The organism is Streptomyces sp. NPDC056527 (assembly GCF_042794475.1).
Taxonomy (GTDB): domain Bacteria; phylum Actinomycetota; class Actinomycetes; order Streptomycetales; family Streptomycetaceae; genus Streptomyces.
On record NZ_JBHTTQ010000008.1, the window covers coordinates 110,879 to 131,233 of the forward strand.

24 protein-coding genes are annotated in these 20,355 nt (G+C 69.8%); 11 read left to right on the top strand and 13 right to left on the bottom strand.

All coding sequences use genetic code 11. From position 1 onward, the window contains the following. Positions 1 to 3: 3 nt before the first annotated feature. A complete protein-coding gene (locus ACFQ7Q_RS07110; protein WP_383550815.1) occupies positions 4 to 1,167 on the bottom strand; it encodes a Rieske 2Fe-2S domain-containing protein in 1,164 nt (387 codons plus the stop codon). Positions 1,168 to 1,386: 219 nt separating this feature from the next. On the opposite strand from ACFQ7Q_RS07110, the gene ACFQ7Q_RS07115 reads away from it, so the two are divergent. Both ACFQ7Q_RS07115 and ACFQ7Q_RS07120 read left to right on the top strand, forming a co-directional pair. Further along, positions 1,387 to 1,626, top strand: a complete 240-nt coding sequence (locus ACFQ7Q_RS07115; protein WP_383550817.1) for a hypothetical protein — start codon at positions 1,387 to 1,389, stop codon at positions 1,624 to 1,626. Further along, complete coding sequence (locus ACFQ7Q_RS07120; protein ID WP_383550819.1) at positions 1,626 to 2,003, top strand: fic family toxin-antitoxin system, toxin component; 378 nt, start codon at positions 1,626 to 1,628, stop codon at positions 2,001 to 2,003. Before ACFQ7Q_RS07115 ends, ACFQ7Q_RS07120 begins: the two co-directional genes overlap by 1 nt. Before the next feature lie 31 nt (positions 2,004 to 2,034). Here the strand turns inward: ACFQ7Q_RS07120 and ACFQ7Q_RS07125 are convergent, their stop codons facing one another. From ACFQ7Q_RS07125 to ACFQ7Q_RS07140, 4 genes are all read right to left on the bottom strand, one after another. Beyond that, positions 2,035 to 2,607 carry a GNAT family N-acetyltransferase gene (locus ACFQ7Q_RS07125; protein WP_383550821.1) on the bottom strand — a complete coding sequence of 191 codons (573 nt, stop codon included), beginning with the start codon at positions 2,605 to 2,607 and terminating at the stop codon, positions 2,035 to 2,037. A gap of 129 nt (positions 2,608 to 2,736) precedes the next feature. Next, the gene (locus ACFQ7Q_RS07130) at positions 2,737 to 3,195 is read right to left on the bottom strand and encodes a PaaI family thioesterase (protein ID WP_383550823.1); all 459 of its coding nucleotides are present in this window, start codon (positions 3,193 to 3,195) and stop codon (positions 2,737 to 2,739) included. A gap of 414 nt (positions 3,196 to 3,609) precedes the next feature. Next, a complete protein-coding gene (locus ACFQ7Q_RS07135; RefSeq protein WP_383550825.1) occupies positions 3,610 to 3,903 on the bottom strand; it encodes a hypothetical protein in 294 nt (97 codons plus the stop codon). 168 nt (positions 3,904 to 4,071) lie between these two features. Beyond that, a complete protein-coding gene (locus tag ACFQ7Q_RS07140; RefSeq protein WP_383550827.1) occupies positions 4,072 to 4,323 on the bottom strand; it encodes a hypothetical protein in 252 nt (83 codons plus the stop codon). Positions 4,324 to 4,625: 302 nt separating this feature from the next. On the opposite strand from ACFQ7Q_RS07140, the gene ACFQ7Q_RS07145 reads away from it, so the two are divergent. The 3 genes from ACFQ7Q_RS07145 (at position 4,626) to ACFQ7Q_RS07155 (ending at position 7,637) form a co-directional block, all read left to right on the top strand. Further along, positions 4,626 to 5,054, top strand: a complete 429-nt coding sequence (locus ACFQ7Q_RS07145) for a helix-turn-helix transcriptional regulator (protein ID WP_383550829.1) — start codon at positions 4,626 to 4,628, stop codon at positions 5,052 to 5,054. Between the two features lie 469 nt (positions 5,055 to 5,523). Further along, positions 5,524 to 6,831, top strand: coding sequence for a M48 family metallopeptidase (locus ACFQ7Q_RS07150; protein WP_383550831.1), 1,308 nt, complete (start codon positions 5,524 to 5,526; stop codon positions 6,829 to 6,831). 212 nt (positions 6,832 to 7,043) lie between these two features. Further along, on the top strand, positions 7,044 to 7,637 hold the full coding sequence (locus ACFQ7Q_RS07155) for an NAD(P)H-dependent oxidoreductase (RefSeq protein WP_383550833.1): 594 nt from the start codon (positions 7,044 to 7,046) through the stop codon (positions 7,635 to 7,637). Between the two features lie 296 nt (positions 7,638 to 7,933). On the opposite strand, the gene ACFQ7Q_RS07160 is transcribed toward ACFQ7Q_RS07155, so the two are convergent. Beyond that, complete coding sequence (locus ACFQ7Q_RS07160; RefSeq protein ID WP_383550835.1) at positions 7,934 to 8,800, bottom strand: PhzF family phenazine biosynthesis protein; 867 nt, start codon at positions 8,798 to 8,800, stop codon at positions 7,934 to 7,936. Positions 8,801 to 8,969: 169 nt separating this feature from the next. On the opposite strand from ACFQ7Q_RS07160, the gene ACFQ7Q_RS07165 reads away from it, so the two are divergent. The 6 genes from ACFQ7Q_RS07165 (at position 8,970) to ACFQ7Q_RS07190 (ending at position 13,866) form a co-directional block, all read left to right on the top strand. Continuing rightward, positions 8,970 to 9,803 carry a class I SAM-dependent methyltransferase gene (locus tag ACFQ7Q_RS07165; protein ID WP_383550837.1) on the top strand — a complete coding sequence of 278 codons (834 nt, stop codon included), beginning with the start codon at positions 8,970 to 8,972 and terminating at the stop codon, positions 9,801 to 9,803. Positions 9,804 to 9,943: 140 nt separating this feature from the next. Further along, on the top strand, positions 9,944 to 10,546 hold the full coding sequence (locus ACFQ7Q_RS07170) for a hypothetical protein (protein WP_383550839.1): 603 nt from the start codon (positions 9,944 to 9,946) through the stop codon (positions 10,544 to 10,546). 182 nt (positions 10,547 to 10,728) lie between these two features. Then, positions 10,729 to 11,379 carry a hypothetical protein gene (locus ACFQ7Q_RS07175; RefSeq protein ID WP_383550841.1) on the top strand — a complete coding sequence of 217 codons (651 nt, stop codon included), beginning with the start codon at positions 10,729 to 10,731 and terminating at the stop codon, positions 11,377 to 11,379. Further along, entirely contained in the window at positions 11,372 to 12,877 is a 1,506-nt protein-coding gene (locus tag ACFQ7Q_RS07180; RefSeq protein ID WP_383550843.1) for a hypothetical protein, read from the top strand. Before ACFQ7Q_RS07175 ends, ACFQ7Q_RS07180 begins: the two co-directional genes overlap by 8 nt. Positions 12,878 to 12,955: 78 nt before the next feature. Then, positions 12,956 to 13,465, top strand: coding sequence for a carboxymuconolactone decarboxylase family protein (locus ACFQ7Q_RS07185; RefSeq protein ID WP_383550845.1), 510 nt, complete (start codon positions 12,956 to 12,958; stop codon positions 13,463 to 13,465). A 104-nt stretch (positions 13,466 to 13,569) separates the two neighbouring features. Beyond that, positions 13,570 to 13,866, top strand: coding sequence for an antibiotic biosynthesis monooxygenase family protein (locus ACFQ7Q_RS07190; RefSeq protein WP_383550847.1), 297 nt, complete (start codon positions 13,570 to 13,572; stop codon positions 13,864 to 13,866). Positions 13,867 to 13,942: 76 nt separating this feature from the next. Here the strand turns inward: ACFQ7Q_RS07190 and ACFQ7Q_RS07195 are convergent, their stop codons facing one another. The 7 genes from ACFQ7Q_RS07195 to ACFQ7Q_RS07225 all read right to left on the bottom strand — a co-directional run bounded on the left by ACFQ7Q_RS07195 (position 13,943) and on the right by ACFQ7Q_RS07225 (position 20,230). After that, positions 13,943 to 14,614: a DNA alkylation repair protein gene (locus ACFQ7Q_RS07195; RefSeq protein ID WP_383550849.1), complete on the bottom strand. Its 672-nt coding sequence runs from the start codon at positions 14,612 to 14,614 to the stop codon at positions 13,943 to 13,945. 211 nt (positions 14,615 to 14,825) lie between these two features. Next, complete coding sequence (locus tag ACFQ7Q_RS07200; protein ID WP_383550851.1) at positions 14,826 to 15,308, bottom strand: DUF4231 domain-containing protein; 483 nt, start codon at positions 15,306 to 15,308, stop codon at positions 14,826 to 14,828. 263 nt (positions 15,309 to 15,571) lie between these two features. After that, positions 15,572 to 16,165, bottom strand: a complete 594-nt coding sequence (locus ACFQ7Q_RS07205; RefSeq protein ID WP_383550853.1) for a hypothetical protein — start codon at positions 16,163 to 16,165, stop codon at positions 15,572 to 15,574. A 174-nt stretch (positions 16,166 to 16,339) separates the two neighbouring features. Continuing rightward, a complete protein-coding gene (locus tag ACFQ7Q_RS07210) occupies positions 16,340 to 17,107 on the bottom strand; it encodes a YqjF family protein (RefSeq protein ID WP_383550855.1) in 768 nt (255 codons plus the stop codon). A 150-nt stretch (positions 17,108 to 17,257) separates the two neighbouring features. Beyond that, the gene (locus tag ACFQ7Q_RS07215) at positions 17,258 to 17,488 is read right to left on the bottom strand and encodes a hypothetical protein (RefSeq protein WP_383550857.1); all 231 of its coding nucleotides are present in this window, start codon (positions 17,486 to 17,488) and stop codon (positions 17,258 to 17,260) included. 115 nt (positions 17,489 to 17,603) lie between these two features. After that, positions 17,604 to 19,028, bottom strand: coding sequence for a S8 family serine peptidase (locus ACFQ7Q_RS07220; protein ID WP_383550859.1), 1,425 nt, complete (start codon positions 19,026 to 19,028; stop codon positions 17,604 to 17,606). 443 nt (positions 19,029 to 19,471) lie between these two features. Beyond that, on the bottom strand, positions 19,472 to 20,230 hold the full coding sequence (locus ACFQ7Q_RS07225) for a DeoR/GlpR family DNA-binding transcription regulator (RefSeq protein WP_383550861.1): 759 nt from the start codon (positions 20,228 to 20,230) through the stop codon (positions 19,472 to 19,474). Positions 20,231 to 20,355 lie beyond the last annotated feature (125 nt).

The following is a 20,355-nucleotide window of genomic DNA, read 5'->3' on the forward strand; positions in this document are numbered from 1 at the left end:
GCCTCAGCCCTGAGTGGGAGACGACGAGAGTCCCGCGGCGCCCCCGCACGACCCAGGGGTGGCCGCGGGTGTCGGACGGAGTGGGACACCGTTGGATCGCAGCATGTCGCGGAGGTGGAGGATCAGCGGGAACACCTCTTGGTTCCAGTCCGCACCCTGCTCGTCCCAAGCGCGCTGTTCCGCCTCGACGGCCATCCGGTCCTCGGCGAAGACCCTTTCGGTGAACCGCCGGATCAACGGCCATGCGAGATGAAGGGCCCCCGGGATGGACGGTTTTGCGATCGAAAGCAGCCCGAAGGTGTGGTTGACGCGCTGCTCGGCATCCTGGGGAACGTACGCCGCCCACAGCGAGAACGCCGGGAGCGTGGCGTTCTCGGGGACCGCTTGCAGGGTTTGGTACGGGTACTGGGAGCGGACGGTGATGACGTCGGGCGTCGAGCCGCCGTTCATCCCCTCGGCGGACAGCAGACCCGCACCGCGGTCCTTCCTGCCCCCGCCCGGTACGAACAGGTACCGCGCCTCGACGAAGTTCGCACCCGTTTCGTACCCGAGGAGCTTCGGCTGGATTCTGCCGAGCACGCCCCGGTGCAGGAACTGGTGATTCATGTCCAGCAGGTTCTCGTGCATGAACGTGTAGTGGCAGCGCACGCTGCGGGAGAAGGTCATGGTCTTGTGCCCGGGGGAGTGGAACGCGGGCAGCTCGGGGAGCCCGGACCCGAACGCCTTGTCGGGATCGCCGGGAAAGACGAAGACAAGGCCGTACGCCTCGCGGACCGGATAGGCGCGCACACCGCGCGGCGGCCGATCCGTCCCCTTGGGCAGATAGGGGATCTGCGAGATACGACCGTTTCCCCGGTAGGTCCAGGCGTGGTAGCAGCAGCGCAGCGCCTCGCCCTCCACGACACCCATGCTCAGCGGCACCTGACGGTGGGCGCACCGATCCTCCAGCGCGTAGACCGTCCCGCCCTCACCTCGGTAGAGGGCGATCCGCTCACCCGCGAACACGGCCGGGAAAGTCCCTCCTTTGGGGACGCTTCCCGACACGGCCACCGGGTACCAGAAATCCGGATCGATCCCCGTGCGCCGAAGGTCGGCGACCTCGCCAGAGCCGCGATCCGACCCGGTCGGCATCGTCCCATCGCCCCTGTCAGTTCGAGCCTCGGTCATGTGCTGCTCCCTCGCAAACAGGCCAGTGGGGGAGGACCCGAGGTGCTCGTCGTCGCGCGGGCGGCCACCGTGACCGGACGGGCGAGGGGACCGCTCTGAGCACCGGGCGAGCTCCTCGCTCATGCTCTCGCCTTCCCCGGCGCCGCGCCGGGCAGGCTCCTCCCACCGAGTGATACGCGGCGTGGCATCCGGTTGGTAACATCTGTTACCATGCACGGTATGGCGAAGACACAGCTTGGTGCGCGAGTGGATCAGGACGTCGCGGAACTGGCGAAGAAGCGCGCCGCCGACCTCGGTCTGAGCATCGGGGACTACCTCGCCCGCCTGGTGCAGGACGACGCCAGCGGCCTGCGCGCCCGCGCCGTGGACGCCGCGGCCCGGTTCCTCACGGAGCACCAGGACGTCTTCGACGAAGCCGAGAACGCGGAGCAGGCGTCCCCCGGGGTGCGCGCCGCCTGATGGAACTGCACATCGACGTTCCGTGGATCCTTCAGGTCGCGGAAGCGGCCGGAGCGAACGATCCCGCCCCCGACGACTACGGCGTCCCCGTAGCCGCCGTCGCCCGCCACCGCGCCGAGATCTTCGAGCAGGCCGTCTACGACAGCCCGTACGCCAAGGCCGCGGCTCTCGTCCACACCTTGGGTCGCTGCCGCTGGTTGGAGCGCTCCAACATGGCCGTCGCCGCCGCCACCGGAGTCATGTACCTGGAAGCCGCCGGCATCACGGTCAAGCCCACCCGCGACGACGCCATCGCCCTCAAGGACCTCCTCATCGACCCCACCTGCACCGCCGGAAGGATCAACGCGCTGCTGCGCTCCTGGCCCCGGGCGACCTGAGAAGCCGGCCGAGACCTGCGAATCCCGTGTATCAGCGCAGGTCCAACCGCATCAGGACCCGCGGAAAGCCGGCCAGCACCGAGGTGGTGTCGGCGGCGTGGGTGAACCCCGCACGCTCGAAGTTCCTACTGATCCCCGCGTACGCCATCGTCATGTCGACCTTCGCGCCGCCGCTGTCGATCGGGTACGCCTCGATCACCGGCGCGCCGCCGACGCGTGCGAACTCCACCGCCCCGGCGATGAGAGCGTGCGAGATGCCGCTCTTACGGTGACCGGGCCGCACACGGATGCACCACAGCGACCAGACGGGCAGATCGTCGACGTGCGGGATCCTGCGGCTGCGGGCGAACGACGTGTCCGAGCGCGGAGCCACGGCGGCCCAACCGACCGGCTCGTCGCCGTCGTAGGCGAGCACCCCGGGAGGAAGCTGCCCGCGGCACAGCTCGGCGACGTACTCACCGCGCGCCGGCCCACGCAGCTCCTGGTTGAGCTTGGACGGGATCCGGTAGCTCAGGCACCAGCAGACATTGGCTCCGGCCGACTTCGGGCCGATCACGGCCCGGACATCCTCGAAGTCCGAAGCAGGTCGCACCTCGATCGCCATGCCCCCACGATGCCACGCCACACACGGCGATGCCGCCCGGACGGCCGCGCCGTGCGCAGGGGGCAGCGCCCCCGCCCGCCGACCTCGGCGTCGACCGGGCGTGATGGGACGGCGCTCGACGGCGTGGACCTACTGTTCGGGCCTGTGCACGCGGATGAGTGTCTGCTGGCCGTTGGCCACGAGCTTGCGCGCGCCGTCCTCCTGGACGCCGAACACCTCCAACTGGCACACGGTCAAGGTGCGTCCGGACTTCAGAACGGTTCCGACCGCCTCGAGGTGGTCGCCGGTCGCGGGCGCGAGAAGGTTGATCTTGTACTCGACCGTGAGCACCTCGCTGTCCTCGGGGAACAGCGTGTACGCGGCGTAGCCGCCGGCGGTGTCCGCGACGGCGCTGGTGGCACCGGCGTGGAAGTAGCCGTGCTGCTGGGTCACTTCGGGACGGCTCGGGAGAACGATGTGGACGCGGCCGGGCCCGATGTGGGTTATCCGGGCACCGAGATGGGCCATGAGCCCCTGGCGATCGAAGCTCGCCTGGATGCGCTTCTGCACCTCGGGGCTCGCAAGTTCCTCCTGCGTCCGGTCTTCCACGTGCTCTCCTTCGTCTGCGTGCAGGGTGAGGGCCGGTGCGTCAGCCGGCCGGGCGTCCCACCCGCCAGATCCAGCCGATGGCGATCATCATGGCAGCGGAGCCCCGGGGGGTGGCCAGGGTGGCCGAGGACCTGGTCTTGGGGACGGTGCGGGCCTGCACGCCGATGGTCAGGGTGAGCGCGCGCTGAGCAGCCCGGTCTGCGAGGCCACAGGCCGGCTGCCCGACCTCTTGAGCAGGATCTGCCCGCGCGAGGAGGCCATGGCCTCGGTGGACGTGCCCAGGACGGCGACTATCGGCGGGCGACCGCTGGGGCGACCGAGTGCCCCCGCGGCCAGGCTGGACCGCACAGGCCCAGTCCGCACCGAGGGCGCGTACGCACGTATGCGTCGGGCGCGTCGGCTGGCCTGTTCCGCTCAGGCCGCGGCACCCGGCGTCGAAGGGTTCGCCTCGGGGACGGGCGCCTGCGCGGGGCCGACGACGGTGAGAGGGATGCCCAGGTGCTCGCACAGTCGCCGGGCGCGTGTGAGTGCGCTGAGGGAGGCCGGCGACGGATCGAACGTGGGCAGCTGTACGCGGACGTGGCGTGGGCGGTGGGCGTGGACGAGCGCCTCGGTTTCCAGGGAGGCCGCGGCTCGCGTGCTGATGTCGAGGTCCCGCAGAAGCGTCACGTGCAGGACGCCGTCCTCGATGGCGTACGTGATGAGCATGACGGTCTCCTTCTGTGCCGCGTCCCTGCTGGGCGGGACGTTCCATGCCCAACGGGGGCGGCCCGCAGGGGGCCACCGATCATTGTCCGGGGTCGAGCGGCCTTCCGCACGCCGCGGAACTCCGCGCACGGTGCGGCCCCCACTCAGGACGCTGAACTGCGAAGGGATTCAGGCGGCGGCATCGCGGTCGCGAGCCGCGGAGCGCGGGGCGTGGTGGAGCTGGGTGATCCAGAGGGCCCCTGCTTCGAGCTGACGCAGGTCGAGTCCGGTCTCCAGACTCAGATCGGCCATGCTGATGCCGTAGTGATGTCGTGCCATGACCTGGGTGATCTTCGCGAACCACTGCTCCGCCTCGTGGTACGGGCGGCCTCGTACCTTCTCCTCGAGGTGCGCGAGGTGCTCGCTGCTACAGGCCAGCAAGGGGCGCTGGCCGTCGTGCCTGGGGTCTTGGGGGTCTACGTAGGAGGAATCGGGTACGCGTCCCCTGTGCGGGTGCGGGCCTATGGGGCAACCACATACCCCACAGGGGATGTGGCGGTCGTCGGAGGTCATCACGCACCCCCCTCAGGATGGCGAGGCGGCGGGCGCCGCGGGGCCGGGTCGGATTCCGTCAGAGCGCCCCTACCCGACATGGTGCACGTACCGCTGACATACGTCAAGGAATACGTGAAAATCAGGACGTATTCTGAATGATCCACGGCAAGGTGGGGCACACGTATGACATGGCAGATGGTGCTCGCCACCACCCGAGCTGGACCTTTCTCACGAACCACGCCCGGGTCCTCCTCATGCTCGCCCGTGATCCCGGTGTCCGGCTGAGGGACGTCGCGGCCGACTGCGGGGTGACCGAGAGGACCGTTCAAGCGATCGTGGCCGATCTGGAGGCGGGCGGATACGTCACCCGCAGGCGCGGCTCGGACGGTCGGCGAAACCGCTACGAGATCAACGCCAAGGCCCAGTTCCGCCACCCTGCCGAGGCAGGACACGAGATCGCCGGCCTGCTGGAGCTGCTGTCCGCCCCCGCCCGGACGGGCGACGCCTCGCCGGGGCCACCGCCGGGTCCCGAGCGGCGTACTCCTGCATCGGCCGGGACGGCACCTGGCGGGCCGGACGCGAGGCGAGCGGCGAGACGGCCCGGCACCGAGGAGTGAACCGTCCCTGTTGCTGTTGAGCGCACGGTCCCGGTACCCGATGGACAACGCCGCCACGGCGACGGTCGCCACTCGCAACCGCCCTGCCGGCGCTGAGCACGCGCTCTCCGCCCGCGCAGGCGACGTGCTCGCTGCGGCGTGGCGCGAGTCGAAGGACACCTTTCACGTCGATGACGAAGGTGAAGGGCTCAGCAAGTTCGTCGAGCGTTCGCGCCGTCGCCCACCTCGCGAAGTCGGTTGCTGTGCGGATGACGGTCCCGCTGGCCGCCGAGTGGACGGCGGCCCGCACGTGCTCGGGCCCGACATACCGGTAACTCCGCCTTGGGGCGCTCATGCCGATCAACGTAGATCACGATGGTCCACTCCTCCGCATGAGATTCCGCCGGCTCGCGGTCCCGGACCGTGTCACCTGGCCGGATATCCTCCGAGCCGCAGGTCCTGGGGAGGGGCCCATGTGTGGGGAGGAAACATGCATACCAGCAGTGACGTGCAGACGAGGACGGCGACGACCGCAAGGGAATGCCCCGAGTGCTCGGCCCCCTTGCCCGCGGACGGACAGTACGTGCAGTGGTGTGCCTCCTGCGACTGGAACGTGGATCCAGGGGCTCCGGATCCGGAGCCAGGACGGATCGCCGCCGCGCGGCGCAGACTTGCGCACCGGTACGGGCAGGAGCTGGCCGGCGAGATGGAGGGAGCCGGGCTCGCACGGCCCGGGCGTGACGCTGCCTCGGTGCTCGCGCTGACCCTGTCGATGTTCGTCCACGGGCTCACCGTGTTCCTCGCGGTCGCCGGAATCCTGTTGGTCGTGCTCGGCTGGAACTCCGGTGCCCAGCCCATCATCGGGGCGCTGCTCCTCGCGATCGCCGCGGTGTTGCGACCACGATTCGGGCGACTTCCCAAGGACGCCCTGGTTCTGCACCGCGCCGACGCGCCGAAGCTCTTCGAGCTGATCGACGAGGTCGGCGTCGTGGCAGGAACGACCGGAGTGGACACGGTGGTCGTCGATGCCAAGGCCAACGCGGCTGTCACGACGTACGGCCTGCGCAGGAGGCGGGTGCTGTTCCTGGGGCTTGCCCTGTGGGAGATGCTCACCCCGCAGGAACGCATGGCTCTGCTCGGGCACGAGCTCGGGCACTTCGCCCATGGCGACCTCCGCCATGGAATGGTCACCAGCAGTGCGTTGCGCTCGCTGCACCTGTGGCTCTACTTCCTGGCACCGTCCGAAGCGGAGGGGATGATGGACCGATTCGTGAACGCCATCGTGTTCCTGCCCCGGTGCCTGGTTCTGGGGACGCTGACCGTACTGGACCACCTGACGCTGCGCGCGTCCCAGCGGGCCGAATACCTCGCCGATGCCAGTGCGGCCCGGGCGGGTTCCACCGAGGCCGCCGTCGCCCTGATGGACCGGCTGCTGGTGTGCGACTCGGCCGAATCGGCGCTGCAACGGGAGTCGGTGGCCGCCGGGATGAGAGGCGGAGCGGCCGGCCGGGAGGCCAAGGAGCTCGCCGAGCAGCACCTGTGGGAAAGGCTGGCCGAACGGATGCGAGCCGTACCGGCGCACGAGTACGAGCGTTTGCGGAGGGTTTCCGCCCGGCGGGGACACAGCGTGGACGACACTCATCCGCCGACGCACCTGCGGCGACGGTGCGCGGCCGCCGGCGGGCCTCACCCGGCCGGGGTCGTGTGGGACGACGAGCGCCTGGCGGCGGTGGCGGACGAACTGGCCCCCGCCCGGACCCAGCTGGCACGGATGGTCATCCGCGACTACGCCGGCTGAGGCGCCGACCCAAGGACGCCCCGCGGCGACCCGCGCCCCGATCACCCGTACGCCACGCCGGCAGGCCAACGGACTCGGCAACGCAACGCCGTTCAGGGCTGGTTGTGGTTGTCGGCCATGGCGATCGATCGAGTGGCGGTCGGCCGACCCGGATGCATAAGCTGCTCGCGAATCGCTGGCCAACGGCTACTGATGTCTCCGGGGGATGAGCAATGCGCGCAGGGGTCTATCTCGCACACCCACGGCCGGGCAGCTTCAACCACGCTGTGTTCGACGCTGTCGTGGAAGAGCTGCGCGGCCGCGGGTGCGAGGTGCTCGCGCACGACCTCTGTGCCGAAGGCTTCGCACCCGCCCTGGCCGCCGACGAGACGCGGACCGTTCAGGCGGCCTCGCACGCAACGGACCCACAGCTGGCGCTGCATCGCGCGGAAGTGGCAACACTCGACGCCATGGTGTTCGTGCACCCGAACTGGTGGGGAATGCCGCCCGCCGTACTGACGGGCTGGGTGCAGCGCGTGCTGGCACCCGGTGTCGCGTACAAACTGAGCACTGCGGACGGCGAGCCCGCCGGGCTGCTGAAGGCGGGCCGGGCCCTGGTCCTCAATACCTCGGACACTCCGGCGGACCGCGAAGAGAGCGAGTTCGGCGATCCGTTGGACAGGATCTGGTCGGCTTGTGTGCTGCCGTACGTGGGAGTCACCGACGTCCGCCGGGTCGTCTTCCGCACGGTCACCGATTCCACCGATGAGGCGCGCGCGTCCTGGCTCCGCCAGGCGCGCGAACAAGCCGCCGCGCTGCTGGTCTGACATCGTCGGAGGACGGCCTGCCGGCCGACTCGGTCGTCCGCGGCGACGAGCAGCATGATGTGCCCCGCCAACCGGTCGAAGACCTCGCGCTGGAGATCCGCTTCCAGCGCGGCGGGCACGCCCCCGAACCGGTTCAGCCACTCGTGCAGGATGAGCTCGCTCTTCCCCTGACCAACCTCTTCGGTCCCTTCGGGTAGGACTCCACCGCCTGCGTAGTCGTCGCGAAACTGTTCGCCGGTGCGGTGGGCTTCACCCGCACCGGCGCTCTCACCATGGCTGTACGAGGACGGGCACGCTCAGGCGATACGGGTCCCGGTTCCGCTGACCCGCACCCGGGCGTCGCCTTCGCGTAGCTCCACCGTCAGGACGCCGGGACGGCCCATGTCGACGCCCTGGTGGAGGGTGAGGACCGACGAGCCCGGGACCAGGCCGAGTTCGCGGGCGTAGGCCCCGAAGGCGCCGGCTGCCGCGCCGGTCGCCGGGTCCTCCACGACGCCGCCGACGGGGAAGGGGTCGCGCACGTGGAAGACGGGCGCGGACTCGCGCCACACCAGTTGGACGGTGGTCAGGTCGAGTCGGCGCATCAGCGCTTCGAGTCGCGAGAAGTCGTACGAGAGATCAGCGAGGCGCTCCCGGGTCGCGGCGCCGATGACGAGGTGGCGGGCGCCCGCGAAGGCGATGCGCGGCGGCAGGGCGGAGTCGAGGTCGTCGGCGGGCCAGTCGAGGGCGGCGAGCGCCTCCGCGAGGTCCGTGTCGCCGACCGCCTCGACGTGCGGCTCGACGGTGGTGAGCGTGGCCCGCAGGGCGCCTGACTCCTCGGTCACGCTCACCGGCACGGTCCCCGCGCGCGTGGCGAACACCAGGTCGCCGGGACCGATGCGCTCGCCGAGCGCGACCGCCGTCGCCACGGTGGCGTGGCCGCAGAACGGGACCTCCGCCTTGGGGCTGAAGTACCGAATGGTGAAGGCCCGCCCGCTCGCTTCGCCGAGTTCCTCGGGCGGGGCGGTCAGGAACGCCGACTCGCTGTAACCGAGCTCTGCGGCGATGGCGAGCATCGCGTCGTCGTCGAGTCCGGCCGCGTCCAGGACGACCCCGGCGGGGTTGCCGCCCTGAGGGTCGTCGGAGAACGCGGTGTAGTGCAGGACTGCGGGCTGTGTCGTCATGATCGGCGCAACTCCCGGGCCCCACGGATTGTTCCCGTCGGCGTCCTGAGGGCGTGGCAAGCCTTCCCGAGGGCGAGCCCCAACCGCACGGACAGGACCTCCCCGCCCGGCACCGTGCTGCTTCGCCAAGGTCCGCACGGCGGATCATGGGCACTACTAGGCTGCCACGATGGAACGCATCACCGACGTGCCGGAGAGCATCGACCAGCGTACGGATCCGGCCCGGGCGAATGACTACGACAGCTTCGCCGAGGCCTACGCGGCGGAGAACGAGAACAACCTCGTGAACGCGTACTACGAGCGGCCCGCGATGCTGGCGCTCGCCGGAGACGTGGCCGGCCGTCGGATCCTGGACGCGGGTTGCGGCTCGGGCCCCCTGTCCGCCGCACTGGTCGAACGCGGTGCGGTCGTCACCGGCATCGACGTCAGCGCCGGGATGCTGGCGTTGGCCAGGCGGCGGCTCGGTGACGACGTGGCCCTGCACGTGGTCGATCTGAACGACCGGCTGCCGTTCGACGACGGTGCGTTCGACGACGTGGTCGCGTCTCTGGTGCTGCACTACCCGGAGGACTGGGGGCCGACACTGGCCGAGTTGAGGCGAGTGCTCAGGCCCGGCGGCCGGCTGATCGCGTCGGTGGACCACCCGTTCGTGGCCTACACGATCCAGGATCCCCGGCCCGACTACTTCGCGACCACCAGCTATGCCTTCGACTGGACGTTCAACGGACAGTCCGCCCCGATGAAGTTCTGGCGCAAGCCGTTGCACGCGATGACCGACGCCTTCACCACCGCGGGATTCCGCCTTGCCGTCATCAGCGAGCCGCAGCCCGACCCGGCCGCTCGTGAGCTGTTCCCGGACGACTTCCAGGACCTCTCGACCAAGACCACCTTCCTGTTCTTCGTCGTCGAGGTGCCGCCCTCGGCCACCGGCTCGGACGGCCGGCCACTCGCGGATCACGAGCGGAGCCGGAGCCGGATCGAGCGGCGACGCATCTCCCACTGACCCTGGGCGACCAGCAATGCCCGGCAGGAGGCGGCCGCGAGATCGTGCCCCATGTGACACCCCCGAGGGTCGCGTGAATCGTGCCGCACCCGCCCTAACTCGGTCGCCCAGGGCCTGTCGTGCCTGGCAGGGTGGCTGTCATGAACCCCGAGCCCGCACACACCGAACCGGTCCGTCACCACGACGACGGCAGGTGGCTCGTCCAGTTCACCAACCGGATGCTCGTCGTCTGCCCCAGGTGCGGTGGCCGCGCGCTCGTCGTGCCGCTCCCGGGGCTCGCGGCGCCGAAGTACTTCAGCGAGCTGTTCTTCCAGCCCCGCCGCCTCAGTTGCGCCGGCTGCGGCGCGGTCGCCGAATGGAAGGCCGAGCAGCGGGGTACCGGCCTCGTCGGCGCGGTGCCGGGCGGCACCGAGGACCCCTTCTTCGGGCGGCCGCTGTGGCTGCAGACCCGCTGCGCGGGACACATCCTGTGGGCCTACGACGAGGAGCACGTCGACGCGCTCGCCGCCTACGCGGCCGCCCGGCTGCGCGAGCGTCACGCATCCCCGCCGAGGGGGATGCTCGCCCGGCTGCCGGTGTGGATGAAGTCGGCGGGACGCCGTGACGAGGTGCTGGCCGGTCTGGAGACCCTGCGGGCCCTCGCACGGCGCTCGGCCCCCGCCGACCGCTCCGACGCGGCCCACGAGCGTGGCGACCGCCCACGTCACCACGGCACCGTGTACTTCCGCGGCGGCCCGTACTAGGACCGCCTCTCGCCGAGCTCACCGCGGGGCCACATGACTGTGCTGCCCGGCGCGAGAGAGTGCGGCGAGGCCGGGCGATCCGCATGTACGCGACCCGCCCCGACAATGCCGATCGGCCCACCCGGCGCGCTGCGACACGAGCACAGGGCGATCGGACGGACCGTTTTGACCAGGGGGAGTTCATGGCACTGCATCCGGAAGGCATGTTCGCCGACGGACCGATCGCGCACCTCGTCGGGCTCGCCGCAGGTGGGCCCGACGCGCTGGAGTGGGAGGTGCTGCGCTTCGAGAGGGTCTCGCGGACCAACCATTGGGACGTGGCCTGGCGGCATGATCTGCAGGTGCTGGCCTCCCAGCTGGACTACCTGGCCACCGCGTTCACGGAGGAGTTCTTCGCGACCTGCCCGGCGGACACCCGACGGGCGTGGACGGCGGCCGCCGCACACAAGAGCGTGCCCGATTTCATGACCGAGTTGGCGATGCTGCTGCGGCTCGCGGACCGCGAGCGGAAGCCCTCGTACGAGGAGGTGCCGCTCGCCGCGTGGGAAGTGCGCGCGCAGTTCCCGCTGCTGCTCGCGCTGGACAACTGGGCGTACGACGGCGAGCACGCGACCTACGAGGAGAGCCTGAAGGCGTTCATCGAGGCCGAGCACCCCTTCTGCTTCTACGAGTTGATACCGCGCCTCACCCAGGCCCTGGAGGTGCAGGCCCTCCGCACACAGTCGTCCGCCTTCGCCGCGTCCTTCCGGACCCTCGTACCCGCGGCGACGCCGGAGGTGCTGAACACCCTGGCCCGCACCACGTTCGCCCATATGACGGAGCATCATGGCTGAGTCGACGACCTCGTACGTCCCCTTCCACGACGACGCCTTTCCCGAACTGCACGGGAACGCGACCCACGTGGTCGTCAGCGTCGACGAGCAGTGGATCGCGGTCAGTTCGGTGCTGCACCGCAGCAGCCGGGTCGCCCTCTTCCGTACCACCGACCTGTCCTGTGCCCACCTGCTGACCTTCACGATGGACGCCGAGTCGATCGCCTTCCACCCCACGCTCCCGCTCCTCGCCATCGGCCTGGACAACGGCGACGAGTGCGACCGCGAAGGCGGCCTCACCCTCCTCGAACCCGACACCGGCCACCGTGTCGACTTCGCCGACCCCGACTGGGGCATCGAGTCGGCCCGCTGGGCTGACGACAGGACCCTCGAACTCATCTCCTTCGCCGTGCACCCGGAGGACGAGTACGAGCACCTGACGTCCCGGACCACCGTCGTACGCGACAACTGGCTCGGCCTCGCTCCCGACGCCCTCGATCTGACCGCTCTCGACCGGACCTCGCTCGCCCCGGACACGCTGTCCCCGTACGACCTACCGCTCCCGCAGCCGCTGCTACGCGCGCTCGCCGAGCGGGCGGGACGGACCTACGACGCACGAGGCGGGGTCCGGTCCGTGGCGGGGCTCCGTGACGGCCGTGTGCTCGCCACCCGCGCGTACACGGCGGTGGAGTGCTGGGCCCCGGACGGATCGTTGCTGTGGAGTGTGCCCGCGTCCACGGCGAGGGGCGGCGCGCGCATCGAGGTCGCCGACGACGAGCGTACGGTGCGGGTCGCCGTCTCCGGCCCGGACGCCCGCACGTGGACCGACTTCCTGCTCGTCGCCACCTTCGACGGCACGGTCCTCGACCGCTGCTCCGTCCCCTTCTCGGCCGCGCTCTGTGCCCGTACGGACGGGGTCTGGGCCATCCGGGACACCTACGACCGCAGCTTCGGGACCGAGCCGCCCACCCCGCCGAACACGCGGATCTTCGCCGCCGACGGCACCCCGCTCGGCGCGGCCCACGAGCCGGACCGGTACGACCTCGTCCCGCTCGACGTCCGCCGCTGCCCCGAGCTGCTGTACGGGCGGCGGCGCCGGGATGTGATCGCCCTCGATCCGACCGGCACCGTCGAGACCGTGCTCTTCACCGTCGACGCGCCGCTCGGCAGGGCGGTGTACGCCGACGACACCGCAGGCCAAGCGCTGTTGCACGGACGGACGGAGCTGGTTCGCCGGGCGTTCCCGTCCGGCGAAGTCATCTGGAGCCGACCGCTGGACTCCGATGTCATCGACCTCGACACTCACGACGGCGTCCTGTACGCCCTGTGCGCCGACGACACCCTCGTCTCCTGCGACACGGCCGACGGTGCGGTCATCGGCCGGCGCGCGCTGCCCCGGTACGGCCCGCTCTCGCTGCATGCCGGCCCGGACGGCACGATCCTCGTCGGCACCGCCGCCGGCCAGATCATGCGCTTCCCGGCGGACACCCGCGCGTCGACCGGGAGGGCCGGCCGGTAGCAGAGAAATCTCCTCCCGGATTCCGGTCACATCCGCGTGAGCCGGTCCGTCAGTGGTGTGAAGACGCCGACCAGGCCGATGCGAAGGAGCACAGTCGTGACGAACAAGACCTCGATCTCCCGGATGCCCAACCCCGGCGAGTTCGTCCCCGAGCTGAGCGACATCAGCGCCGCGCTGTTCCGGGCGACGGGCAACCGCTCGGTGCCGCGCACCACCATGAACCTGATCCACCTGCGCGCCGGGCAGATCGTCCACAACACGTACCTGACGATCCTGAACACCGGTTTCCTGCGCAAGGCCGGGGAGTCCGAGGAGCGCATCACCGCCGTCTCCTCCTGGCAGGACGCCCCGTACTTCACCGACGCCGAGCGCGCCGCGCTCGCCCTGGTGGAGGCCACCCTCCAGCCCGCCCCGCACGGACGGGAGCGCGTCTCGGACGAGCTGTACGCAGAGGTGGCGAAGCACTACGACGAGAAGGCGCTGGCCACCCTCACGATCGCGATCGGCCAGATCAACTTCTTCATCGCCCTGGCCGTCATCGGCAAGCCGCAGCCCGTCACCTCCCTCGCGGACGAGCAGTGGGACTGACCCGAGCCGCTCACGAGCGCGGAGCCCTGGTGTGACGGAGGCCGACGGGGGCTGAAAGCTCGTCCGGGTGACGCGATGGCGGCTTGTGTGGCAGCGTGAGCGGCGTGATCACCAGGATTAGTGAGGCCCGTGTACGTCCTGATCGCTTTGAGGCGTTCCGCGACGTGATCGTCAACGCAGTGCGTGAATTCCCGCTTCTCCACCCCGGGTTGGTGGACCACGAGGTCCTGGTCGCTCCGCCGGACGGACTTCTCTACATCAGTCGCTGGCGGAGCGAGGAAGACCTGGTCGGTTACGCCGGGGAGAACTGGCGTGACCAGCCGGTGGTTCTTCCGGGCGAAGAGGAGTACTTGGTGGCGCCACTTCAGGTACGGCACTTCACGAGCACTCCGCTGACCTGACCTGACCTGGCTGAAGTCATCCGCAGGCCATGAGCCGGCATCTCGGCCCCCGTCAGCGGAACCGTGGCGGGGGCCTCTACTTCTCGTGCTGACGGCGGACCATCTCGGCGATCCAGGCGGGCGCGAACGGAGACGTGCAGTTCGGGGGAGTCGGATAGTCCTTGAGCACCTCCAGGCGTTCGCCGATCTCGATGGCGCGGGCGCGGTGCTCGGTGTGTTCGATCCCGATCTGAGCCAGACAGTGGTTCATCGCCCACTGCAGACGATCCGGGGCGTCCTTCATCTCCGCCTCGATGACGTCGAGCAGACCCGGGAGATCGAGGTCGTCGGGCTTCTTCGCCACCCGCTCGGTGGTCAGCGCCCAGCCGGCACTCGCGACCACGGGATCCCGGTCCGTGGTCCAGGCGAGGCGCAGTTCTTCGGAGGCCGGGTTCTTCTTCACCACGTAGTTCACGAGCCAGTCGTGCACCTTGGGCGCGCGGGCGTCCCGCAGCATGGTGTCCAGCTCGTCGCGCTCGAATGCCTTCGGACGGCAGATGAGCATCGCCAGGAGCCTCGCCGCGGTGTCGTCGGTCTCCCAGAGTTCGCGCGCGAGGTCCTGCTGCGTCTTGAGCTGCTTCGCGAGCGCGCGAAGTTTGCCGAGGTTCACGCCGTGATCGTCACCGCGCTTCTCGTTCGCCGCGCGCATCTTCGGGTCCTCGAGCACGGCGAGATCAGCCATGACCTGCGCCACCGTCGTCTGGGCCATGTCAGCCTCCTGTCCGTCGAGCAGGAATCCAGCCTAAGGCTGACGGTGACCGCGAAGCCGTGGCGCCCCCGAGGCCGCGGCACGCGCCGGACCGCACTGCGGCAGACTCCGAACCGAGGTTGCCGACCCTGCCGCAGGGCGATGTGATGTCGATCACCATGCCGAATCGATGCGTCAGGTCAGCGGTCGGACGAACAGCCAGCCGCGTGCCCTAGGCATTGCTTGATGCGGAGGGTTCCCGGCGATGCTCCAACCAGGTGCGGCTAAGGTCATCCCATATCGCTTGATACCGACCGAAGAACTCGCCAAGCTGATCGAAGGTGAGATCGTCGGCGGCCGTCGTCGCCAGCAGGTACTCGAGCTCATCGGCAAGCCGCCGGAACCGATACTGCGCTTCCTCCATCAGAACCCACCGGGAACGCCAGTTGAAGAACGGTTCGACAGCTCCCAACAACGTCACCAGCGCCATGCAGGCCAAGGCCAGTCCCGCCCACGCGTTGAGATTCTGCAGGCCCAGGATGACGGTGGACGCCGCGGACAGAACGAGCGTCGCCACCTTGGTGAGGGAGGCGCTCCGGCCGAACCGCCTCTTCCGGCTGTGGGCGTAGCCGTTGCCCTGATGAATCCTTTCCAGCAGGAAGGCCGCCGCCTCCCTCGGGCTGGGACCGACACCTGGTCCACTGTCCGGCTGCACTGCGCCCCCAAAGTCCTCTCGCCACTTGCAGCTTGCTCCCCAGCAGACGCTGCCTTGGCATCACACCGTTCCCTGGCGTCGCCCACGATAGCCCGCCGCCAAGGAGAGGTGATCAAGGTTCGGGGCCGTAGGCCCCGAACCTCCCGCGAACTCAGCGCCGCATTTCTCGACGATCACGGCCGAGTCGGTGCACCGCCCCCAAGCCGGGCGGCAAGTCCTGCACCATCCCGGCGGTGGGATCAGGGCGCGGACAGCCCGAGTCGCTACTTGCTCGCGTTGGTGGCCGAGGGGCTGCCGATGGTGCCGTTGGTGATGTTGTTGAGCAGCGGGATGATGCCGCCGAGGTTGACGGACAGGAGCGAGTTGTCGGCGTCACAGCTGCCGCCGGTGACCGGCGTCGTGTCGCTCGACGAGGAGCCGGAGTCGTTCGGACCGCCGGAGACGGTGGCCGTGTTGGTGATACTGCAGGGCGCGTCATCGGCGACCTGGACGTTCAGCTGGAGTGGCGGGAAGCTCTGCCCGATATCGACTGCCGTCTCGTTGGTGCAGGTCAGCGTCTGGTTGCTGCTCTGGCAGGTCCACGAAGGGTGGCCCGCGGTGCCGAGGATGGTGAGCCCCGTGGGAACGGTGTCGGTGAGCGTCACCGTGCTGCTGGTCGCATCGGGGCCGGAGTTGGTCACCTGGAAGTGGTAGGTGCCGGTTCCACCTCTGACGAAGCTCCCGGAGTGGAGCTTCCTGACCTCGATGACCGAATCGGCGTACGCCGACGTCGCGCTCACGGAGACCACCATCACGACGCTGGTTCCGATGGTCGTCGCGATGGCTGCCAGTCGTCGCTTCATCCGGTGTGTTCCCATGGGCTCCTCCTTGCTGTACGGGTGAACGGCATAACGGAGAACGCGCAGGTCCACGGCTTGATCACGGGGGTCCGTCGCATCTCACCCGATCGCCGCGCCGGGCGGGTGATGTCCGGGGGTTCCGTGCTCTGCGCGGAGGTCTGGGAACACACCAGCGGCGGTGACGCGGCAGCGCTAGAGAGGCCGGCGCGGGTGCGGGACGGTGGGGGCGTTGCGGGACGGCCGGCCCAGTCGTACGGGGACTCCGGGGGAGTACAGGACGCTGACCGGGGCCTCGCGTGGTGTGGGGAGGCCCGCTGCGACGAGCAGGTTCTCCTCGTGAGCGAGCAGTTCCGCGCGGTACAGCGGCCAGCGCGGATGATCGTTGGGCAGATACGCCGCGCCGCCGAAGAAGGGGTTGTGCATGCCCCATCGGGCGGTGAGGAAGTGCTCCAGTTCGCTGGGCTCCTCGATCCGCTCGCCCCTGGCCACCTTGATGCGGCTGTGTGCCCCGCGCGGGCCGGGCCAGCGGCGGGAACTGGCGTAGTCGACGGTGTCACCCTCCGTGCTGACGCTCATGCGGGACCACAGGTACGGCAGCCGGAAGCCGACGCGCCCCATCACCACCGGGATGAGACGTGACGCGTCCATCGACCGGAACACGACGCCGCGCCGCCCGTGAGCGTCGACCGAGTACAGGCGCACGTTGGTCTCGGGGAACGAGCCGAGGTACGGCACTCCGGGCAGCCGCAGCCAGCCGACCCGATGCATCCGGAAGGCCACGAGCCCGACGTAGGTGACCCCGTCGTGCGTGTCGGGCATCGTCCCGCTCGGCAGGAGCGGGGCTACGACGCCCGGGTCGACGGCCCAGTGGATGAAGGTGAGGTCGAGCCACTCCTGGGTGAGGAGCGGGTCGCGTATGTGGGCGGGGGCGTCGGGCGTCACGGATGAGGGCGGCTGCACGGAGCAAGAATGACAGAGCGCCCGCGCGGTGCCGCGCTCCACGGCCCGTCCAGTAGTCCGAAATGTCGGATCTGCTCCAGTAGGGCGTGCCGGTCACCCGCTACGGCACGATCGCCACCGCCCACCGGGCCTCACTCCGCCCTAGCCGCCCTAGCCGTCCAAGCCGCCCAGGTCGAACTCGGAGCTCGGGTTCACCTTGATGGGGAGGCCGAGGCCGGCCACCCGCGTGGGCAGGTCGTGCGGCCCTTCGGCCTGCACCACCATCTCGTCGTCACCGATCGGCACCGGCTCGACATCCAGCAAGGTGCCACCGACGGTGGACAGCCTGGTCGCCAGGTCGCCGAGGGCGGTGCCGATCGGCACCGTCAGGAGCCACTTCATCCAAGGGCCACTTCATCAACACCCTCTCGGGTCACGCGATCCACGAGTTCTCGTTCTCGGCCATATCGAGGTCTCCCTCCGCCGAGAGCTTCCCCGCCGCTCAGGAATCCGCAGCTCAGGGCTTACGCAGCAGGAACGAATACGATGCCGCCGCGTTCACGATCCCACGTCCATAGCCCGGATCCCATGCCTTGCCCGTCGTGTTGACCAGCCCGGCCAGCAGGGCCTCGCGCAGCTCCTCCGGGTTGAGCCCCGGGAACGCGGACAGCAGCAGCGCCGCGACTCCCGCCGCGACCGGCGTGGCCGCGGACGTCCCGCTGTCGAACGGCGACCTCGGGGGCGCCGGCACTCCGGCGGGGCGGCCCGGGCCGAAGTTCCCGAAGAGGTGCGTGTACGACGCGAAGTCCGGCTTCTGCGACTCGAACATGCCGGGCCCTTGTGAGGAGTAACCGACACGTTCCTGGTGGCTGTTGACCGCGGCGACCGAAATGACCTCCAGAAGGCTGTTGGAGGCGTGGACGGAGCGGCCGGGGCCGATGCCGGAGCGGTCGCAGTTACCGCTCGGGCACTGGGCGCCGCAGTTGCCGGCCGCGAAGAACGCCGCCGCGCCGGACGCTACGACCTCGCGCACCTTGCGATGGAGCGGGTGGTCGAGATCCCAGATCTCGTGCCCGGGGGCCAGCTCGCGGCGAGGGACGCCGGTGAACCCGTAACTGTTGTTCGTCAGGTGCGGCGTGCCGTCGAGCCTGCGGTGCTCCAGTACCGCCTGGAACATGGTCAGAGCCCCGCCGGAGTCGGGCTGCCCGAGGAAGGGGTAGTCGTACAGCCTGGCCGCCGGGGCCGCGACGAGGATGTCGGCGGCGCACATCGAGCCGTGGCTGGTGATCGGGGCGGCCCCGGGCTGGAGGGTCGCTCCTGGACGGGCGAAACCGCCGGAGACGGGGTAGACGTGCCCGTTCACGCCTTCGTCGATGATGCCGACGACGACGTTCTGCCCTCGGAAGCCCTCCTGCCACGGCCGGGCGACGCCCAGCAGTGCGCGGATGGTCTCAAGGGTGGCGCCGGGGCGGAACGGCCGGCAGTCGAGGCCGGCGCGCGAGCGAGCGAGGTCGAACGCGTTCGCCTCGACGACCGCGCCCGGCTCGTCCGGGCTGCCCTCGTCCTCGTAGAGGTGCAGTGGGGAGCTCGCCCATACGCGCACGCCTTCGCGCTCGCGCAGCTCCGCCAGCTTGGTGGGGTCGACTTCCACCGGCAGCACGACCGAAGTCGGTGCGATGTCGGGGTTGGTTTCCGGAACCGCGAACTCCCGCAGGGAGCGCAGCGGCTCGGGAGTCTCGCCTCCTTCAGGGGGTGTGCTGAACATGGGGACGGGCACGAAGTTCTCGCCCGGCTCGACACCGAGCCCGGCTACCAGGTCGAGGTCGGGAAGTACCTGGTCGAGGGCCGAGGTCTCGGAGGCCACGGCTTCCCGGAAGGCACCGAAACCATCGGACTGGGTTTGTGACGCTTCGGTTTCGAGCAGCACCTTGATCTTGGCCATGGTTCGGCTCTTCTCTCCGTCCGCTGGGAGCCAGGCTGCCGCGTGGCTCTCTTGCGCGGTCGGAGCAGGGAAGCGGCATCGCGACCGCGCGTCGGACAGTCGTACTGGCACCTGCGAATCCGCGGTCGTGTCGGACCGGGACCGCTCAGCGTCGTGACCCTCGGTCGGACGTCGGTCCGGTCGGACGTCGCGTCGGCCGGGTCACGACAGGACAGGTGAATGCGCACCGGAGAATCGGCACCTACCACAAATCTATTGATATCGCTCATCGTGCGCAACTCTGATGAAGTAGTTGACAGTTGCACGGCGACTGTCCGTGAACGGTGTCGGTCGGCACGCTGATCGGGTACGTCCCGCGACGCCGCCCGCGGACCGCCGCGCCCCCTCGATCCCCAGCTCACCGCACCGGAGCGCTTGACGGCCGGTCAGGTCGCCGGCTTCTCTCAGTCGGCCGCGAGAACCTCGATGCCACGCACCGTGAGCTGCTCGATCACCGGGTCGTGGAGGGCGGCGTCGGTGATCAGTCCGTCGATCTCCTCCCAGGGGAGGACGCGGAACCGTGACGCGGTGCCGAGCTTCTCGGAGGAGGCGAGGACGTAGGTGTCCGCGGCCCGTGCGGCCAGGGCGCGCTTCATCGCGGCCTCCTCGGCGTCGCCGGTGGTCAGTCCCGCTTCCGGGTGTACGCCGGTGACGCCGAGGAAGCAGAGGTCGGCGGAGACGTTCTGTGCGGCCTCGACCGCGGCCGCACCGCAGGCGACCGCGGAGTGCTTGAAGATGCGGCCGCCGAGCAGGAAGACCTCCGCCTGCGGATGGTCGAGCAGAGCCGAGGCGATCGTCGGGCTGTGAGTGATCACGGTGCAGGTCAGATCCCGGGGGAGCGCGTCGACGACGGCGAGGGCGGTCGTGCCGCCGTCGAGGATCAGGGCGCCGCCCGGTCGCACCAGCCCGGCGGCTACCGACGCGACCTTCCGCTTGCCGTCCGGGGCGACGGTCTGTCTGGCGTGGTAGTCGGCCACGGCAGGCGAAGCGGGCAGCGCCCCACCGTAGACCCGCTGGCACAGGCCCTCGCTCGCGAGATCACGCAGGTCGCGTCGCACGCTGTCCTCGGAGATCCCCAATGCGGTAGCGACGTCCTTGGCGACGATCTTGCCCTCGCGGGCGAGCAGGTCCAGCAGATGGTCACGCCGTTCGGCAGCCAGCATCCGTACTCTCTCCTGTTCTTGCACGTTTCTGCATGTATCGTAGCGCGCCATGACCGACAAGCCCTTGCTCGTCGCCACCGCCCGCCGCCGCGGCCTGCCCGTCTATCACGACGTCGCGCAGATCC

Coding starts and splice junctions, on each gene's coding strand:
- ACFQ7Q_RS07110 (WP_383550815.1), bottom strand. CDS start 1,167: ATGACCGAGGCTCGAACTGACAGGGGCGATGGGACGATGCCGACCGGG.
- ACFQ7Q_RS07115 (WP_383550817.1), top strand. CDS start 1,387: ATGGCGAAGACACAGCTTGGTGCGCGAGTGGATCAGGACGTCGCGGAA.
- ACFQ7Q_RS07120 (WP_383550819.1), top strand. CDS start 1,626: ATGGAACTGCACATCGACGTTCCGTGGATCCTTCAGGTCGCGGAAGCG.
- ACFQ7Q_RS07125 (WP_383550821.1), bottom strand. CDS start 2,607: ATGGCGATCGAGGTGCGACCTGCTTCGGACTTCGAGGATGTCCGGGCC.
- ACFQ7Q_RS07135 (WP_383550825.1), bottom strand. CDS start 3,903: ATGCTCATCACGTACGCCATCGAGGACGGCGTCCTGCACGTGACGCTT.
- ACFQ7Q_RS07145 (WP_383550829.1), top strand. CDS start 4,626: ATGGCAGATGGTGCTCGCCACCACCCGAGCTGGACCTTTCTCACGAAC.
- ACFQ7Q_RS07150 (WP_383550831.1), top strand. CDS start 5,524: ATGCATACCAGCAGTGACGTGCAGACGAGGACGGCGACGACCGCAAGG.
- ACFQ7Q_RS07155 (WP_383550833.1), top strand. CDS start 7,044: ATGCGCGCAGGGGTCTATCTCGCACACCCACGGCCGGGCAGCTTCAAC.
- ACFQ7Q_RS07160 (WP_383550835.1), bottom strand. CDS start 8,800: ATGACGACACAGCCCGCAGTCCTGCACTACACCGCGTTCTCCGACGAC.
- ACFQ7Q_RS07165 (WP_383550837.1), top strand. CDS start 8,970: ATGGAACGCATCACCGACGTGCCGGAGAGCATCGACCAGCGTACGGAT.
- ACFQ7Q_RS07170 (WP_383550839.1), top strand. CDS start 9,944: ATGAACCCCGAGCCCGCACACACCGAACCGGTCCGTCACCACGACGAC.
- ACFQ7Q_RS07175 (WP_383550841.1), top strand. CDS start 10,729: ATGGCACTGCATCCGGAAGGCATGTTCGCCGACGGACCGATCGCGCAC.
- ACFQ7Q_RS07180 (WP_383550843.1), top strand. CDS start 11,372: ATGGCTGAGTCGACGACCTCGTACGTCCCCTTCCACGACGACGCCTTT.
- ACFQ7Q_RS07185 (WP_383550845.1), top strand. CDS start 12,956: ATGCGAAGGAGCACAGTCGTGACGAACAAGACCTCGATCTCCCGGATG.
- ACFQ7Q_RS07195 (WP_383550849.1), bottom strand. CDS start 14,614: ATGGCCCAGACGACGGTGGCGCAGGTCATGGCTGATCTCGCCGTGCTC.
- ACFQ7Q_RS07205 (WP_383550853.1), bottom strand. CDS start 16,165: ATGGGAACACACCGGATGAAGCGACGACTGGCAGCCATCGCGACGACC.
- ACFQ7Q_RS07215 (WP_383550857.1), bottom strand. CDS start 17,488: ATGAAGTGGCTCCTGACGGTGCCGATCGGCACCGCCCTCGGCGACCTG.
- ACFQ7Q_RS07220 (WP_383550859.1), bottom strand. CDS start 19,028: ATGGCCAAGATCAAGGTGCTGCTCGAAACCGAAGCGTCACAAACCCAG.
- ACFQ7Q_RS07225 (WP_383550861.1), bottom strand. CDS start 20,230: ATGCTGGCTGCCGAACGGCGTGACCATCTGCTGGACCTGCTCGCCCGC.